Annotated in this window: 1 protein-coding gene; it reads right to left on the bottom strand. The window is 74.6% G+C overall.

Annotated features, from left to right (window positions below):
- Nucleotides 1–19145: type I polyketide synthase (locus ACWD0Y_RS32035; protein ID WP_450263794.1), on the bottom strand; the 19145-nt coding region annotated here is incomplete at both ends.

Here is a 19145-nt window from a genome sequence, read left to right as displayed (position 1 = left end):
ACGGAACAACGCCACCTCGATGGCGAACAACGCCGGCTGGGTGAAGCCCGTCTCGTTCAACAGGTCGACGTCCTCGCCCCACATCACCTCACGCAGCGGGCGCTCCAGCAGCGGATCCAGTACAGCGAGTACCGAATCCAGCGCCTCCGCGAACACCGGGAACCGGCCGTACAACTCCCGGCCCATCCCCAACCGCTGCGAACCCTGACCCGAGAAGAGGAACGCGCGCTTTCCGACCCGCTCCACCTGGTGCTCGACCAGCTCGGGCGCCGTACGTCCCTCCGCCAGGGCGGTGAGCCCCGCCAGCAGACCTGCACGGTCGGTGGCCGTCAGGGCGGCCCGGTGGTCGAAGGCCGTGCGGGTCGTCGCCAGGGAGAACGCCAGGTCGGTCAGGGCGGCGTCCGGTCGTGCGGTCACCTGGGTGAGCAGCCTGCGGGCCTGGGCGCGCAGCGCGTTCTCGGACTTGCCTGAGAGCAGCACCGGCAGCGCCCCCGGCTCGCGGGCCGGTCCGTGCGGGGTGGTGACCGTGGAGTCGGTCCCGGCGGGCGGCGCCTGTTCCAGGATGACGTGGGCGTTCGTACCGCTCGCGCCGAACGAGGAGACCGCGGCGCGGCGCGGGCGGTCGGAATCGGGCCAGGCGACCGGCTCGGTGAGCAGCCGGGCGGCGCCCGCCGTCCAGTCGACCTGGGTGGTCGGCGTCTCGGCGTAGAGCGACCTCGGCAGGGTGCCGTGTCGCATCGCCATCACCATCTTGATCACGCCGGCGACGCCGGAGGCGGCCTGGCTGTGACCGATGTTGCTCTTCAACGAGCCCAGCAGCACCGGGCGCTCGGGGTCACGGCCCTGGCCGTAGGTGGCCAGCAGCGCCTGCGCCTCGATCGGGTCTCCGAGCTTGGTGCCGGTGCCGTGGGCCTCGACCGCGTCGACCTCGGCGGTCGTCAGACCGGAGTTGGCGAGGGCCTGGCGGATGACCCGCTGCTGGGCGGGTCCGCTGGGCGCCGTCAGTCCGTTGGAGGCGCCGTCCTGGTTGATGGCGGAGCCGCGCAGGACCGCCAGGACGTGGTGGCCGTTGCGCTGGGCGTCGGAGAGCCGCTCGACGACGAGCATGCCCACACCCTCGGACCAGCCGGTGCCGTCGGCCGAGTCGGAGAAGGCCTTGCAGCGGCCGTCGTCGGACAGGGCGCCCTGGGCGCTGAATTCGACGAAGCCCGCCGGGGTGGCCATGACGGTCACACCGCCGGCCAGGGCGATGGAGCACTCGCCCGAGCGCAGGGCCTGGGCCGCGAGATGCAGGGCGACCAGCGACGAGGAGCACGCCGTGTCGACGGAGACCGTGGGCCCCTGGAGTCCGAAGGAGTAGGCGATGCGGCCGGACAGGAGGCTGGCCGACTGGGCCGTCTCCCACTGTCCCGCCTCGGCCGGCGGCCGGTAGTCGCCGCTGCCGCCTCCGACGTAGACGCCGGTGGTGCTCCCCCGCAGGGTCGCCGCGTCGATGCCCGCCCGCTCCAGTGCCTCCCAGGCGGCTTCGAGCACGATGCGCTGCTGCGGGTCCATCACGATGGCCTCGCGCGGCGAGATGCCGAACACGGCGGGGTCGAAGTCGGCGGCGTCGTAGAGGAAGCCGCCGTTCCCGGTGGTGCTGCGGCCGCGGCCGCCCTCCGGCGGGCCGCCGAGCAGGGTGTCGAGGTCCCAGCCGCGGTCGGTGGGGAACTCGCCCACGGCGTCGGTCTCGTCGAGTACGAGCTGCCACAGGTCCTCGGGCGAGCCGACGCCGCCGGGGTAGCGGCAGGCCATGCCGACGATGACGACGGGGTCGTTCCCGGTGTGCGCCGAGGCCACGACGGGGGCCGTGGTGTCCGGCAGTGCGCCGAGCAGCAGGCTGCGCAGGTGCAGGACGAGTTCGGCCGGGGTCGGGTGGTCGAAGACCAGGGTGGCGGGCAGGGTGACGCCGGTGGCGGCCGTGAGCTGGTTGCGCAGGTCGACGGCGGTCAGCGAGTCGAAGCCGAGGTCCCGGAAGGGCAGGTCGGATTCGACGGCATCGGTGTTCGAGTGGCCCAGGACCACGGCGACCTTGTCGGTGACCAGGGCCAGCAGGGCGTCGTCGCGCTCCGCCTCGGGCAGCGCGAGCAGGTCGCGCCGGTAGGCGCCGTCCGCCGAGAGCTCGTCGCCGCGGTCGGCGTCGGCGGCGGCGATGGCGGTGCGGGCTTCGGGCAGACCGGCCAGCAGGGCGGTGCGGCGGCTTTCGGTGAAGGCCGACGCGAAGGTCTCCCAGCGCACGTCGGCGACGGTGACGGCCGGTTCGCCGTCGGCGACGGCCCGGCCGAGCGCGGCGAGCGCCGCGTCAGGGTCGAGTACGGGCAGGCCGCTCAGCCGCAGGTGCGCGGCCATGGAGGGCTCGACCAGGTCCGACCAGGCGCTCCAGGAGACGGTGAGCGCGGTGGCGCCGCGGTCGCGGCGCTGCCGGGCGAGGGCGTCGAGGTACGCGCCGTGCGCGGCCTGCGCGGCCTGGCCCCGGACGCCCCAGACTCCGGCGATCGTGCCGAAGAGGACGAACGCGTCGAGCGGCCGGTCGCCGAGTACGGCGTCGAGCTGGAGCGCGCCGGCGACGGCGGCGGTGAGCCCCGCCTCCCCGGCGCCGATGCCGTCGGTGTCCGCCTCCGCGTGGATCACCGCGGTCAGCGGCAGGTCCTCGGGGAGCGCGGCCAGCAGGGCGGTCAGCGCGTCGTGGTCGGACACGTCGCAGACGGCGAAGGTGACCGTGGCTCCGAGCTGTTCCAGTTCGGCTTCGAGCTCCTCGGTCCCGGCGAGGTCGTCCGCGTGACGGCCGGTCAGGACGAGGTGCCGGGCGCCGTCGCGGGCCAGCCTGCGGGCGGCCCTGCCGCCCATCGCCGCGGTGCCGCCGGTGATGAGCACGGTGCCGGCGGGCCGCCAGGAGTCGCCGGCCGGGTTGGCCGTCGTGGCGGTCGTACGGACCAGGCGGCGTCCGAAGGTCGCGGTGGCGCGGACCGCGATCTGGTCCTCGCCGTCCCGGTGGCTCAGGGCCGCCACGAGGGCGGCGCCCGTGCGGTCGTCGAGCGTGGCGGGGAGGTCGATGAGCCCGCCCCAGCGGTCGGAGTGTTCCAGTGCGGCGACCCGGCCGAGCCCCCATACGGCGGCCTGTCCGGCGCTCAGCAGCGGCTCGGCGGAGGAGACCGACACCGCGCCCCGGGTGACGCACCACAGCGGCGCGTCGATGCCCGCTTCGCCCAGGGCCGTCAGCAGCGCCTCGGGCCAGGCCGTCTCCGGCGGCAGGCCGGTGGCGTCCGTGGTGCCGGTGGCGAGCAGGGAGACGACACCGGCGAAGCCCGCTGCGTCGCGGTCCTCGCGGGCCGAGGTGAGCAGCCGCGTCAGGTCCGCGGCGGTGGGCCCGGCGTTCACCCGTACGACGTCCGCGCCCAGCGCCTCGACGGCGGCGTCCGTCCACGGGGACGGGTCGCCGGCGGGCAGGAGCACGAGCCAGGTGCCGGACGGTGCGGCGGCGGTCCGTGCGGGCAGCGGGGTCCAGGTCTCCCGGTAGCGCCAGTCAGCGCCGGCGGACTGCTCGCCGCGGCGGCGGCGCCACGCGGAGAGCGCGGGCACCATCGTGGTGACGGTGTCGCCGTCCAGGTCGAGCGAGGCGGCCAGCGACTCGACATCCTGGCGCTCCACGGCCGACCAGAACGCGGCGTCCACCGGGTCGGGCACGCCGACGGCCGCGATGGCGGCGGGCTCCGGCCAGTACCGCTCGCGCTGGAAGGCGTACGTCGGCAGTTCGACCCGGCGTGCCCCAAGCCCCTCGAAGAACGCGGACCAGCGCGGTCCCGTCCCGTGGGTGTGCAGGGCGGCCAGTGCGGCGACGACCGCCGCTTCCTCGCTCTGGTCCTTGCGCAGGAACGGCACGACCAGCGGCGTCGGCTGGGCGCCGTCCAGGCTCTGCTGGGCCATCGCGGAGAGCACCCCGTCCGGGCCCAGCTCGACGAAGGCGCCGACTCCGGCGTCCCGCAGGGTCCGTATCCCGTCGGCGAACCGCACGGCTTCGCGCACGTGCCGCACCCAGTAGGCCGGGGAGCGCAGTTCGTCGGCGGTCGCCAGGGCGCCGGTGAGGTTGGAGACCACCGGGATGCGGGGCTCGTCGAAGGTCAGGCCATCGGTGACCCGGGCGAAGTCCGCGAGCATCGCGTCCATCAGCGGCGAGTGGAAGGCGTGCGAGACCCGCAGCCGCCTGGTGCGGCGGCCGTCGGCGGCGAACACCTCGGCGACCAGCAGAACGGCGTCCTCGGCGCCGGCAACGACCAGCGAGCGGGGGCCGTTGACCGCGGCGATCGACACGTTCGCGTCGAGCAGCGGAGCGACCTCGTCCTCGGTGGCCTCGATGGCGACCATCGCGCCGCCCTGTGGGAGCGCCTGCATCAGGGTGGCGCGGGCCGCGACCAGGCGGCAGGCGTCGGCCAGGGAGAACACGCCCGCCACATGGGCGGCGGTGATCTCGCCGATGGAGTGTCCGGCGACGAAGTCCGGGGTGATGCCCCACGACTCGGCGAGCCGGAACAGGGCGACCTCGACAGCGAACAGGGCGGGCTGGGTCCAGCCGGTCTCGTCGAGGAGTTCCGACTCGAAGGTGCCCGGGAGGGCGAACAGCACTTCCCTCAGCGGGAATTCGAGTTCCGTGTCCAGGTGGGCCAGGACCGCGTCCAGCGCCTCGGCGAAGACGGGGAACCGCTCGTACAGCTCGCGGCCCATGGCGGCGCGCTGGCTGCCCTGGCCGGAGAAGAGGAACGCCGTCTTGCCCGGGGCGCGGCTCGCGACTCCACGTGCGCTCTCGCGCACACCGTCGGGACCGGCCAGCAGCACCGCGCGGTGCGGGAAGACCGTGCGGTCGGTGGCGAGCGAGCGGCCGATGTCCAGCGGGGACAGCCCGGTGTTCAGCGCGGCGAAGCCGGTGATCCGGTCGATCTGAGCCTGAAGGGCCTCACGCGTCCGGCCGGAGACGATCCACGGCACGACGGCGGGAGCTGCGGCCGGCTCGGCGGGCTGTGCCTGCGGCGCTTCGAGCGCCGGCGCCTGCTCGACGATGACGTGCGCGTTCGTACCGCTGACACCGAACGCCGAGACTCCGGCGCGGCGCGGGCGGCCGGTCTCGGGCCAGGCGGTCTGCTCGGTCAGCAGCTCCACCGCGCCCGCCGACCAGTCCACGTGCGCGGACGGGGTACCGATGTGCAGGGTCTTGGGCAGCGTGCCGTGGCGCATCGCCATCAGCATCTTGATGACGCCCGCGACGCCGGCGGCGGCCTGGGTGTGGCCGATGTTGGACTTGACGGTGCCGAGCAGCAGCGGGCGCTCCCGGTCCTGTCCGTAGGCGGTGAGCAGCGCCTGGGCCTCGATCGGGTCGCCCAGGGTGGTGCCGGTGCCGTGGGCCTCGACGGCGTCGATGTGGCCGGGGGTCAGTCCGGCGTCGGCCAGCGCCTGCTGGATGACCCGCTGCTGGGAGGGGCCGTTGGGGGCGGTCAGGCCGTTGGACGCGCCGTCCTGGTTGACGGCGGTCGAGCGGATGATGCCGCGGACCTCGTGTCCGTTGCGTACGGCGTCGGAGAACCGCTCCAGGACCAGGATGCCGACGCCCTCGGACCAGGCGGTGCCGTCGGCGCTGTCGGAGAACGCCTTGCACCGGCCGTCGGGGGCCAGTCCGCCCTGCCGGGAGAACTCGACGAAGGAGTCGGGGCTCGACATCACCGAGACGCCGCCCGCGATCACCAGGGAGCACTCGCCGGCGCTCAGTGCCTTGCCGGCCCAGTGCATCGCGACCAGCGAGGAGGAGCAGGCGGTGTCGACGGTGACGGCCGGGCCCTCCAGGCCGAGCGCGTAGGAGAGCCGGCCCGACATGACGCTGGCGGTGTTGCCGGTGGCGACGTAGCCCTGTACGTCGGACAGTGACCGGCGCAGCAGGTTGGGGTAGTCCTGGCCGTTGGTGCCGACGAAGACGCCGGTGCTGGAGCCGCGCAGGGCCGAGGGGTCGATGCCCGCCCGCTCCAGCGCCTCCCAGGTGGCCTCCAGCAGCAGGCGCTGCTGCGGGTCCATGGCGAGCGCCTCACGCGGCGAGATGCCGAAGAAGCGCGCGTCGAAGTCGGCGACCTGGGTGAGGAATCCGCCTTCGAGGGTGTCCGACGCGCCCGCTCCGAGCGCCTCGATGTCCCAGCCGCGGTCGTCGGGGAACCGGGTGATGCCGTCCCCGCCCTCTTCGAGCAGTTGCCACAGTTCCTCGGGCGAGGTGACGCCGCCGGGGAAGCGGCAGCTCATGCCGACGACGGCGATCGGGTCGTCGTGGACGGGCTTGCCGCTCGCCACCGGGGCGGCGGCGCGCTCGGGCAGCGAGCCGAGGATCTCGGCGAGCAGGAAGTCCGCCATCTCGCGCGGGGTCGGCCGGTCGTAGACCAGGGACACCGGGAGGCTGAGCCCGGTGACGGCGGCCAGGGTGTTGCGCAGTTCGAGCGTGGTCAGCGAGTCGAAGCCCAGGTCGCGGAAGGCCCGGTCGTCCTCGATGGCGCCGGGGTCGCTGTGGCCGAGCACGGCGGCGACCTGGGTGCGCAGCAGGTCGAGCACGAACGCGCCGCGCTCGGCGTCCGGGAGTTCCACGAGGCGCTGTCGCAGCAGCGTGTCGTCGCCGGTGGCGCCGGCCGGGGCGGTGGCCGACTGCCGTACCTCCGGCAGGTCGCCGACGAGCGGCAGCGGGCGGGTTGAGGCGAACGCCGGGACGAAGCGGGCCCAGTCGATGTCGGCGAGCGCGAGGGCGGTGTCGTCCTGCTCGATGGCGCGGAGCAGGGCGCGTACGGCGGGTTCCGGCGCGAGGGGTTCGAAACCGCCGCGCCGGACACGCCGCTCGATCTCCGCCTCGTCGGCGACCATGCCCGATCCGGCCCAGGGGCCCCAGGCGACGGAGAGCGCGGTGCGGCCGTGTGCCCGCCGGTACTCGGCGAGGGCGTCCAGATAGGCGTTGGCCGCGGCGTAGTTGCCCTGTCCCGCGGCGCCGAAGACACCGGCGGTGGAGGAGAAGAGGACGAACGCGGACAGCGGGAGGTGGGCGGTCAGCTCGTGCAGGTTGAGCGCGGAGGCGACCTTGGCCTCCAGTACGGTCCGGAAGCTGTCCTGGGTCAGGGTGTCCACCACGCCGTCCTGGACGACACCGGCCGTGTGGATCACCGCGTTGAGCGGGGCGTCGTCGGGCACGGAGTCGAGCAGGGCGGCCAGGGCGTCGCGGTCGGCGACGTCGCAGGCGGTGATGGTGACCCGGGCGCCCAGGCCCGCCAGTTCGGCGCGCAGCGCGTCGGCGCCGGGGGCGTCCTCGCCGCGGCGGCTGACGAGCAGCAGATGTTCCGCGCCGGCGCGGGCCAGGCCGCGGGCGACGTGGCCGCCGAGTCCGCCGGTGCCGCCGGTGATCAGGGTGGTGCCCGTCGGATCGAAGGTGTCCGCGGTGGTCTGCGCCGCGGGGCCGTGGGCGAGGCGGCGTACGAACACGCCGGAGGCGCGTACGGCCGCTTCGCTCTCCCCGGCGGTCCCGGCCAGGACGCCGCGCAGCCTGCGCGCGCTGTGGGTGTCGAGCTGCTCGGGCAGGTCGACGCAGCCGCCCCAGCGGTCCGGCTGTTCGAGGGCGACGACGCGGCCCAGGCCCCATACGGCGGCCTGGTCGAGTCCGACGACCGGCTCGGAGCGGCCCACGGAGACGGCGCCGCGGGTGACGGTCCACAGGGGGGCGTCGATGTCCGCGTCGCCGAGCGCCTGTACGGCGACGGCGGTCAGGAGCAGGGAGTCGGGCACCCCGGTGCGGGCGAGGCCGCCGCAGCCGGCGAGGCCGAGCAGCGACAGGACGCCGGCGAACTCGCCGTGTTCGGCGCGCAGTGCGGCCAGCCGTTCGGCGAGCGCGGCCCGGTCGGGGCCGACGCCCTCGCACAGGACGGTCTGTGTCGCGAGGGCGGCGACGACGTCGGCGGACCATTCGGCCTCGTCGGTGCCGGGGGGTGTGAGGACCAGCCAGCGTCCGGTGAGCGCGGTGGGGGCGGTGGATCCGGTCTGCGGCTTCCAGGTGACCCGGTAGCGCCAGGCGTCCACCTCGGACTGCTCGTCGCGGCGGCGGCGCCAGGCGGTGAGCGCCGGGACCATCGCGGTGACGGTCGCGTCGTCGAGGCCCAGTGAGGCGACGAGTGAGCCGACGTCGTCGCGCTCGACCGCCGACCAGAACTCTGCGTCGGCGGCGCTGCCGGCGCTCAGGGGTCCGGCGGCGGGGGCGGCGAGGGTGTCGGGCCAGTACCGCTCGCGCTGGAATGCGTAGGTGGGCAGCGCGATCCGGCCGGCGCCGCTGTCCGCGAAGTACGCGGTCCAGTCGACGTCCACGCCGTTGGCGTGGGCGCCGGCCAGCGCGGTGGTGACGGTCTGCTCCTCGGGCCGGCCGCTCCGCAGCAGCGGCAGCAGCGCGGTGCGCGGCTCGTCGGTGAGGCTGTCGCGGGCCATGCCGCAGAGCACGCCGTCGGGGCCGATCTCCAGGAAGGTGCGGACCTGGCCCTGTGCGGAGAGCCAGTTGACGCCGTCGGCGAAGCGGACGGCCCGGCGCACGTGCTGGACCCAGTACTCCGGGTCGGTCATCTGGTCCTCGGCGGCGAGGCCGCCGGTGACGTTGGAGACGAGGGGGATCACAGGTGGCTGGTAGGCGACGCCCCGCGCGACGCGGGCGAAGTCGTCGAGCATGCCGTCCATGAGGGGCGAGTGGAAGGCGTGGCTCACCCGCAGCCGCTTGGTCCTGCGGCCGCGTTCGCCCAGTGTGGCGGCGATGCCGAGGACGGTGTCCTCGACGCCGGCGATGACGAGCGACGCCGGGCCGTTGACGGCGGCGACGGACACCTCGTCCTCGTGGCCCTCCAGCAGCGGCAGGACCTCGTCCTCGGCGGCCTCCAGGGAGATCATCGCGCCGCCCTCGGGCAGCGCCTGCATCAGCCGTCCGCGCGCCGCCACCAGGGCGCACGCGTCCGGCAGGGCGAGCACGCCCGCGACGTGCGCGGCGGCGAGCTCCCCGACGGAGTGCCCGGCGAGGTAGTCGGGGGTGATGCCCCACGACTCGGTGAGCCGGAACAGGGCGACCTCGACGGCGAACAGCGCGGGCTGCGCGTACTCGGTGCGGTCGAGGAGGGCCGCCTCGGGCGAGCCGTCGGCGGAGAACAGGATCTCGCGCAGCGGCCGGTCGAGGGCGCCGTCCATCCGGGCCAGTACGGCGTCGAGCGCGTCGGCGAAGACGGGGAACCGCTCGTACAGCTCGCGGCCCATGCCGGGCCGCTGGCTGCCCTGGCCGGTGAACAGGAACGCCGTGCGGCCGCGGGCCGGGCCGCCCTGCACCACGTCGGGTCCGGGCAGTCCGTCGCGCAGCGCCAGCAGGCCTCGCAGCAGTTCGTCGCGCTCCCCCGCCACCACGGCGGCGCGGTGCTCCAAGCCGGCCCTGGAGGTGGCCAGGGAGAAGGCGAGGTCGGTCAGGGGGGTGTCGGGGCGCTCCTCGACCAGGGCGAGCAGCCGTCCGACCTGGGCGCGCAGGGCGGTTTCGCTGCGGGCGGAGACCACCAGCGGCAGGGCGCCGGGGCGGGGCCGGCCGGCGGGGGCCGGCCGGTCGGCGGGCTCCTCGGCGGGCGCCTGTTCGAGGATCGCGTGCACGTTGGTGCCGCTGAGGCCGAACGAGGAGACGGCGCCGCGGCGCGGGCGGCCGGTCTCGGGCCAGTCGGTGCGCTCGGTGAGCAGGTCGATGGCGCCGGAGGACCAGTCCACGTGCGAGGACGGGGTGTCGATGTGGAGGGTCTTCGGTACGACGCCCTCCTGGAGGGCGTGCACCATCTTGATCACGCTGGCGACGCCGGAGGCCATCTGGGTGTGGCCGATGTTGGTCTTGACCGAGCCGAGCAGCAGGGGCCGTTCGCCGTCCCGGTCCTGGCCGTAGGTGGTGAGCAGGGCCTGGGCCTCGATGGGGTCGCCCAGGGCGGTCCCGGTGCCGTGGCCCTCGATGACGTCGACCTCGCGGGACCGCAGGCCGGCGTTGGCCAGGGCCTGCCGGATGACGCGCTGCTGGGAGGGGCCGTTGGGGGCGGTGAGCCCGTTGGACGCACCGTCCTGGTTGACGGCGGAGCCGCGTACCACGGCGAGCACGGTGTGGCCGTTGCGGCGGGCGTCGGAGAGGCGCTCCAGCAGGACCAGGCCGACGCCCTCGGCGAGGGTCATGCCGTCGGCGGCCTCGGCGTACGCCTTGCAGCGGCCGTCGGTGGCGAGGGCCCGCTGGCGGCTGAAGCCGACGAAGGCGCTGGGGGTGGACATGATGCTGACGCCGCCCGCGAGCGCCAGGGTGCTCTCGCCGTTGCGCAGGGACTGGCAGGCCAGGTGGAGCGCGACCAGGGACGACGAGCAGGCGGTGTCGAGGGTGACGGCCGGCCCCTCGAAGCCGAACAGGTAGTTGACCCGGCCGGACAGCACGCTGGAGAGCGTGCCGGTGATCATGTGGCCTTCGGAGCCCTCGGAGGAGTTGGCCACGCTGGACGCGTAGTCCTGGTAGCTGGCGCCGATGAAGGTGCCGGTGAGGCTGGAGCGCTGGGAGACGATGTCGATCCCGGCGTGCTCGAAGGCTTCCCAGGCCGTCTCCAGCAGGAGGCGCTGCTGCGGGTCCATCGACATCGCCTCGCGCGGCGAGATCCCGAAGAAGCCGGGGTCGAACTCCGCGACGTCCTGGAGGAATCCGCCCTGGACCGAGTAGGTCTTGCCGGACCGGTCGGGGTCGGGGTCGTAGAGTCCCTCGGCGTCCCAGCCCCGGTCGGCGGGGAAGGCGGAGACGGCGTCGATGCCGTCCAGGGTGAGCTTCCACAGCTCCTCGGGCGAGGTGACCCCGCCGGGGTAGCGGCAGCCCATGCCGACGATGACGATGGGGTCGTCGTCGGTCGCGGCGGCGGACGCGGTGGCCGCGGGCGTTCCGGCGCTCTGGGCGCCGGCCAGCTCGGTGCGGAGGAATCCGGCCAGTGCGGCCGGGTTCGGGTAGTCGAAGACCATGGTCGTCGGCAGCGTCAGTCCGGTGACGGACGCGAGGCGGTTGCGCAGTCCGACGGCGGTGAGCGAGTCGAAGCCCACGTCACGGAAGGCACGCTGGTCCGGCAGGGCGTCGGGGGACGAAAGCCCCAGCACGGCCATGGCCTCGGTGCGGACGACCTCCAGCACCAGCCGCTCCTGCTCGGCGGCGGACAGGGCCCGCAGCCGGGCGGTGAACTCGCCCTCCACCACGGTGCCGGTGCTCTGCTCGGCGGCCTCGGTCAGGGCCCGGACCTCGGGGATCTCGGCGAAGAGGTTGGTGGGGCGGCTGGAGGTGTAGACGGGGTGGTACGTCGCCCAGTCGACGTCGGCGACCGCGACGGCCGTCTCGTCGTCGTCCAGGGCCCGCTTCAGTCCGCTCAGCGCCAGCTGCGGGTCCATGAACTCCAGGCCGCTGCGGCGGATCATCTGCGGGTCGACGCGGCCGGCCTTGATGTCGTCGGCCCAGATGCCCCAGGAGAGCGAGGTGGCGCGCAGGCCGCGGGCGCGGCGGTGGGCGGCGAGCGCCGCGAGGTAGGCGTTGCCTGCCACGTAGGCGGCGTGCGCCCCGCTGCCCCACATGCCGGCGGTGGACGAGTAGAGGATCAGGTCGTCCAGGTCCTCGTGGTCGAGGAGTTCGTCCAGGACCCGGGCGCCGGTCACCTTGGCGTCCAGGACGCGGGAGAAGGCGTCCATGGTGGTCTCGGCCAGCGAGTACAGCTCGATGAGCGCGGCGGTGTGCACGACCGTGCGCACGGTGCGGCCCTCCGCCTTGAGCTGGGCGAGGAGAGCGGCGACGGCGTCGCGGTCGGTGACGTCGCACGCGACGGCGGTGGCCTGCGTGCCCGACGCGGTGAGTTCCGCGACGAGTTCGGCCACGCCCGGGGCGTCCGCGCCCCGGCGGCTCATCAGCACCAGGTGCTCGGCGCCCCGCCCGGCCAGCCAGCGGGCCAGGTGCGGGGCGAGCGTGCCCGAGCCGCCGGTGATCAGGGTGGTGCCGCGCGGCGTCCAGTCGCGGGCCGGGCCCTGCCCGCCGCCGGCCGCGGCGCGGACGATGCGCCGGGTGAAGACCCCGGAGGCGCGGACGGCGAGCTGGTCCTCGTCGCCCAGGGCGCCGGACAGAGCGGACGCAAGCCGTCCGGCGGCGCGCTGGTCGAGTTCGCGCGGCAGGTCGACGACGCCGCCCCAGCGCTGCGGGTGCTCCAGCGCGGTGGTCCAGCCGACGCCGGTGACCAGGGCCTGGGTGGGGGAAGTGATCTCGTCGGAGCGGCCGGTGGAGACCGCGCCCCGGGTGAGGAACCACAGCGGTGCCTCGATTCCGGCGTCGCCCAGGGCCTGGACCAGGGAGACGGTCAGGGCCAGGCCGAGCGGCAGCACGGGGGTGCGCTCGTCCGGCTCCTCGGCGGGGGCGAGCGTGGAGACGACACCGGTGATCTCCCCGGCGCCGGCCAGCCGTTCGGCGAGTACCGCGCGGTCCACGCACGTCCCGTCCAGGACGAGGCGGGTGACCGCGGCCCCCTGGCCGCTCAGTGCGTCGGCGACCTCGTCCGTGTCGTGGTCGTGGCCTTCGGCGCCGACCAGCAGCCAGGTGCCGGACAGCGACCGCTGCGGGACGGTGCCGACGGGGCTCCAGGACACCCGGTAGCGCCAGGAGTCGACGGTGGAGCGGTCCTTGCGGGACCTGCGCCACGACGAGAGGGCCGGCAGGACCGCGGCCACGGAGTTCTCGTCCGTGCCCAGGGCGGAGGTGAGCGCGGAGACGTCCTCCTGCTCCACGGCGGCCCAGAACTCGGCGTCGGCGGGGTCGGCGGCCACCGCCGGCTCGGCGACGGGAGGGACGGCCCAGAGCTGTTCGTGCTGGAACGCGTAGGTGGGCAGGTCGACCCGGCGGGCTCCGGCGCCCTCGAAGATCCCTGCCCAGTCGACGTCGACGCCGCGGACGAAGACCTCGGCCGCCGAGAGCAGGAAGCGGGACACGCTGCCCTGGTCCCGGCGCAGCGTGCCGGTGGCGACGCCCGGTTCGGCCGACTCGTCGATCATGTCCTGCACGGCCATGGTCAGTACGGGGTGCGAGCTGACCTCGATGAAGGCGCGGTGCCCGGCCTCCAGCAGATCGTGCACGGCGTCGGCGAACAGGACCCTCTGGCGCAGGTTGCGGAACCAGTAGCCCCCGTCCATCCCCGCCGTGTCCAGCCAGTCGCCGGTCGTCGTGGAGAAGAACGGGACGTCGCCGGTGCGCGGGGCGATCGGCGCGAGTACGTCGAGGAGTTCGTCGTAAAGGTTCTCGACCTGCGCGGAGTGCGAGGCGTAGTCCACGGCGATCCGCCGCACGCGTACCTCGTCGGCGGTCAGCTCGTCCGACAGCCCGTCCAGCGCCTCGGGTTCGCCGGAGACGACGACCGAGCGCGGTCCGTTGACGGCGGCGACGGACACCCGGCCCTGCCAGGCGTCGAGACGGCTCTCCAGCTGCTCCACCGGCAGCGCCACCGACATCATCCCGCCGTGGCCGGCCAGGGTGCGGCCGATGGCCTGGCTGCGCAGGGTCACGACCCGGGCGCCGTCCTGGAGGGACAGCGCGCCGGAGACGACGGCCGCGGCGATCTCGCCCTGCGAGTGGCCGACGACCGCGGCGGGCTCGACGCCGCGGGAGCGCCACAGGGCGGCCAGCGACACCATGACCGCGAACGAGGCGGGCTGTACGACGTCGACGCGCTCCAGGGTGGGCGCGCCCTCCTTGCCCTGGAGCACGTCGATGAGCGACCAGTCCACGAACTCGCCGATGGCCGCGGCGCATTCGGCGATCCGCTCGGCGAAGACCGGTGACTCGGTCAGCAGTTGGGCTCCCATGCCCACCCACTGAGAGCCCTGGCCGGGGAAGACGAAGACGGTCTTGCCCTCGACGTCGGCGGTCCCGCGGGCCACCACGGCGGACGGTCCGTCGGCCGCGACGGCGCGCAGGGCGTCCATCGGGTCGGTGTCCTCGGCGGGGACCACCACGGCGCGATGTTCGAAGACCGCACGGAAGGAGACGAGCGAGTATCCGACGTCGAGCGGGCGCGGCGCGGGGCTCGCGGTCTCCAGGTGCGACACGAGCCGGGCCGCCTGCGCGCGCAGCGCGGCTGCGGTCTTCGCCGAGACGGTCCACGGTACGACGCCGCCGGCCACCGGCACGGGCTCGGCGGCGGGGGACGCCTCGGGCTCGTCGGCGGGGGGCGCCTGCTCGATCAGGGCGTGGGCGTTGGTGCCGCTGATGCCGAACGAGGAGACCGCGGCGCGGCGGGGCCGGCCGGTCTCGGGCCACTCGACGGCCTCGTGCAGCAACCGCACGGAACCGGAGTCCCAGTCCACGTGCGAGGACGGGTTGTCGGCGTGCAGGGTCCTGGGCAGCAGGCCGTGGCGCAGCGCCATGACCATCTTGATGACGCCGGCGACACCGGCGGCGGACTGGGTGTGGCCGATGTTCGACTTGACCGAGCCGAGCAGCAGCGCGCGCTCCGGGTCGCGGTCGCGCCCGTACGTCGCGAGCAGGGCCTGCGCCTCGATCGGGTCGCCCAGGGGCGTACCGGTTCCGTGCGCCTCCACGACGTCGATGTCCGAGGGGGCCAGGCGGGCGTTGGCCAGGGCCTGGCGCATCACCCGCTGCTGGGCGGGCCCGTTGGGGGCGGTGAGTCCGTTGGACGCGCCGTCCTGGTTGATCGCCGAGCCGCGGATCACCGCGAGGACGGGGTGTCCGTTGCGCCGGGCGTCGGAGAGCCGTTCGACCAGCAGGATGCCGACGCCCTCGGCGAGGGTCATGCCGTCCGCCCCGTCGGAGAACGCCTTGCAGCGGCCGTCCTGGGCGAGGGCCCGCTGGCGGCTGAAGGCGATGAAGGGGGCGGGGGTGGTCATGATCGTGGCGCCGCCCGCGACAGCGAGCGTGGACTCCCCGTTGCGCAGCGACTGGCAGGCCAGGTGCAGCGCGACCAGGGATGAGGAGCAGGCGGTGTCGACGGTGACGGCGGGGCCTTCGAGGCCCATGACGTAGGAGATGCGTCCGGACAGGACGCTGGGGATGCTGCCGGTGACCATGTGGCCCTCGGCGCCGTCGCCGGCGCCTAGTCCGTAGTCCTGGTAGCTGGAGCCGATGAAGGTGCCGGTGAGGCTTCCGCGGGCTGCGGCGGGGTCGATCCCGGCGCGCTCGAAGGTCTCCCAGGTGGTCTCCAGCAGCAGCCGCTGCTGGGGGTCCATCACCAGTGCCTCGCGCGGGGAGATGCCGAAGAACGTCGGGTCGAACGCGTCGGCCTCGTGCAGGAAGCCGCCGAGGGTGGAGTAGGTCTTGCCCTGCCGGTCCGGGTCGGGGTCGAAGAGGCCCTCGGTGTCCCAGCCGCGGTTGACGGGGAAGTCCGACACGGCGTCCGCGCCGTCGGTGACCAGGTCCCACAGCTGCTCGGGCGAGTCGGCTCCGCCGGGGAAGCGGCAGCCCATCCCGATGATGGCGATGGGTTCGTCGTCGGCGGCGCCGGTGGCGACCGGCCCGGCCACGTCGAGGACGGCGCCGAGGATCTCGGCCAGGAGGTACTGCGCCAGCTCCAGCGGGGTCGGGTAGTCGAAGACCATGGTGCTGGGCAGGGTGAGGCCGGTGGTGGCGGCCAGGCGCTTGCGCAGTTCGACGGCGGTCAGTGAGTCGAAGCCGATGTCCCGGAAGGCGCGTCCCTCGGGGACGCTGTCCGCGGAGCCGTGGCCGAGGACGACGGCGGCCTCGCTGCGTACGAGGTCGGACAGGAGCCGGGTCTGCTCGGGCTCGGAGAGGGCGCGTACCCGTGTGACGAACTCGGAGGTGTCGCCGGTGTCGGCGGCGCCTGCCGCGTCGGCCAGTGCCCGTACCTCCGGCAGGCCGTCGAGCAGCGCGCTGGGGCGGGCCGAGGTGAACACCGGTGCGTAGCGGTCCCAGTCGACGTCGGCGACGGTGACGGTGGTGTCGCCCTGGACGACGGCGCGCCGCAGTTCGGTCATCGCGAGGGCCGACTCCAGGAGGCCGAGTCCCTGGCGCTGCAGGGCGCCGGAGACCGCCTCGTCGGTGGCCATGCCCGCTTCGGCCCAGGGGCCCCAGGCGACGGAGGTGGCGGCCAGTCCGCGGGCGCGCCGGTGCTCGGCGAGGGCGTCGAGGTAGGCGTTGGCGGCGCCGTAGGCGCTCTGGCCGCCGCTGCCCCAGACGCCGGCGACGGAGCCGAAGAGGACGAACAGGTCGAGTGCGCGGTCCCCGAGCAGCTCGTCGAGGTGTGCGGCGCCCGCGAGCTTCGCGGAGGTGAGTTCGGCGAACTCGGCGGGGGTCAGCCCGTCGAGGGGGCCGTACTGGCCGACGCCCGCGGTGTGCACCACGCCGGTCAGGGGCAGTTCGTCCGGGACGGCGGCGAGCACGGCGGCCAGCGCGTCCCGGTCGGCGGCGTCGCAGGCGACGATCTCGACGCGGGCGCCCAGCTCCTCCAGTTCGGCGCGCAGGGCGTCGGCGCCGGGGGCGTCCGGGCCGCGGCGGCTGGTGAGGACGAGGTTCTCGGCGCCGGAGCGGGCCAGCCAGCGGCCGACCTCCGCGCCGAGGCCACCGGTGCCGCCGGTCACCAGCACGGTGCCGCGGGCGGTGAACTCCTCGGCGCCGGACAGGGTTTCGGCGGTGTGCCGGACGAGACGACGGCCCAGGGCCCCGCCCGCGCGGAGCGCCACCTGGTCCTCGCCGTCGGGGGCGTGCTTGACGGCGAGGACGCCGGCGAGGCGCTGCGCGGTCCGCTCGTCGAGCGTCTCGGGCAGGTCGAGGAGCCCGCCCCAGAGCCGCGGGTGCTCCAGTGCCACGGCCCGCCCGAGCCCCCAGGCCGCGGCCTGCGCGGGGTGGGTGAGGGGGTCGGCGGGCCCGGTGGACACGGCGCCGCGGGTGGCCGTCCACAGCCGTCCGTGGGATCCCGTGTCATGGAGTGCCTGGACGAGTGCGAGCGTCAGGGTGAGGCCGTGGCTGAGCGGCGCGTACGCGCCGGTGGGGCGCTCGTCCAGCGGGAGCAGGGAGAGCACGTTGGCCGCGCTGTCGAAGCCTTCGGTGACTTCGAGCCGGGCGGCGAGCACCTGCCGGTCGGCGCACGCGGCGTCCAGGGCGAGGCGGTACACCCGCGCGCCGTGCGCGCTCAGGGTGCCCGCCAGCTGCTCGACGAGCTCGCCGGCGCCCCCGGCGTCCTCGGCGTCACCGGTGACGAGCAGCCAGGTGCCGTCGAGGACCGGGGCGGCGGGCTTGTTGAGCTGCGCCCATTCGACGCGGTAGCGCAGCGCGTCCAGCCGGGACTTCTCCTGCTTGCCGCGCCGCCAGGAGGTCAGCGCGGGCAGCAGGGAGCCGAGGGAGTCGTGCTCCTGCTCGCCCAGGCCGAGGATGACGGCCAGCTCGTCGGCGTCGCCACGCTCGACGGCGGCCCACAGCCGCTGGTCGGCGGGGTCGGCGCCGTTCGCAGCGGCGGCCGCGGCGGGCAGCTGCGGCCAGTAGAACTCGTGCTGGAAGGCGTAGGTGGGCAGGTCGACGCGGCGGGCGCCGCTGTCGGCGAAGTAGGCCGTCCAGTCCACCGTGACGCCCTGGACCTGGAGCCGGGCGAGCGCGGTGGTGACGGCCAGTTCCTCGCCGCGGTCGGCGCGGCAGAGCGGGACGAGTTCGGCGTCGTACGTGTCGCCGAGGGTGTCCTGGGCCATGGCGGACAGCAGGCCGTCGGGGCCCAGTTCCAGGAAGGTGGTCGTGCCGGCGTCGCGCAGGGTGCGGACGCAGTCGGCGAAGCGGACGGTGTCGCGGACGTGGGTGACCCAGTACTCGGCCGAGCACACCTGCTCGTCGGTGGCCAGGGCGCCGGTCAGGTTGGAGACCAGCGGGATGCGCGGTGCGTGGAAGGTGAGTCCTTCGACGACGGTGCGGAACGCGTCGAGCATGGCGGCCATGCGCGGTGAGTGGAAGGCATGGCTCACCCGCAGGCGCTTGGTCTTGCGCCCGAGCTCGTCGAACGCGGCGGCGATCTCCAGGACGGCGTCCTCGTCGCCGGAGACGACGACGGAGTCGGGTCCGTTGACGGCGGCGATCGCCACGGCGTCCTCGCGGCCGGCCAGCAACGGGGTGACCTCGTCCTCGGTGGCCTGGACGGCGACCATCGCGCCGCCCGTGGGCAGCGCCTGCATCAGCTTGGCGCGGGCGGCGACCAGGATGCAGGCGTCCGTGAGCGACAGGACGCCGGCGGCGTGGGCCGCCGCGAGCTCGCCGATGGAGTGGCCGGCGACGAAGTCCGGCTTGATGCCCCAAGACCGTACGAGACGGAACAGCGCGACCTCGACGGCGAACAGCGCGGGCTGGGTCCAGCCGGTCGTGTCCAGCAGGGCGGCCTCGTCCGTGCCGTCGGCCGCGAACAGCACCTCGCGCAGGGGGCGGTCGAGCAGCGGGTCGAGGTCGGCGAAGACCGCGTCGAGGGCCTCGGCGAACACCGGGAAGCGCTCGTAGAGTTCGCGCCCCATGGCGGCGCGCTGGCTGCCCTGGCCGGTGAAGAGCATCGCGGTCCGGCCGCGCCGGGTCGCCTCGCCCTCGATCACCCCGGCGTCGGGGCGGTCGGTGGCCAGTGCGGTGAGGGAACGCAGCAGCCCGGCGCGGTCCCCGGCGAGCACGGCGGCCCGCTGGTCGAACCGGGTGCGGGTGGTGGCGAGGGAGAACGCCCCGTCCAGCAGGTCGAGTTCGGGATGCGCCTGCACGTAGGAGAGCAGGCGTGACGCCTGGCCGCGCAGGGCGGCGCGGGTCCGGCCCGAGATCAGCCACGGCGTGGTCGCGGGGGCGTGGCTCGGGGTGGTGCGCTCTGGGGCGGTGGTGGCCGGGGCCTGTTCGACGATGGTGTGGACGTTGGTGCCGCTGATGCCGAAGGAGGAGACGCCGGCGCGGCGGGGGCGGCCGGTCTCGGGCCAGGGGGTCGACTCGGTCAGCAACTCGACCGCGCCCGCCGTCCAGTCCACGTGTGAGGACGGAGCGTCGACGTGCAGCGTCTGCGGCAGCACACCGTGCCGCATCGCCATCACCATCT

This window comes from Streptomyces altiplanensis (assembly GCF_053591575.1).
The sequence above is the reverse complement of the archived record's forward strand: the minus strand, read 5'-3'. Positions and strand labels throughout refer to the sequence as shown.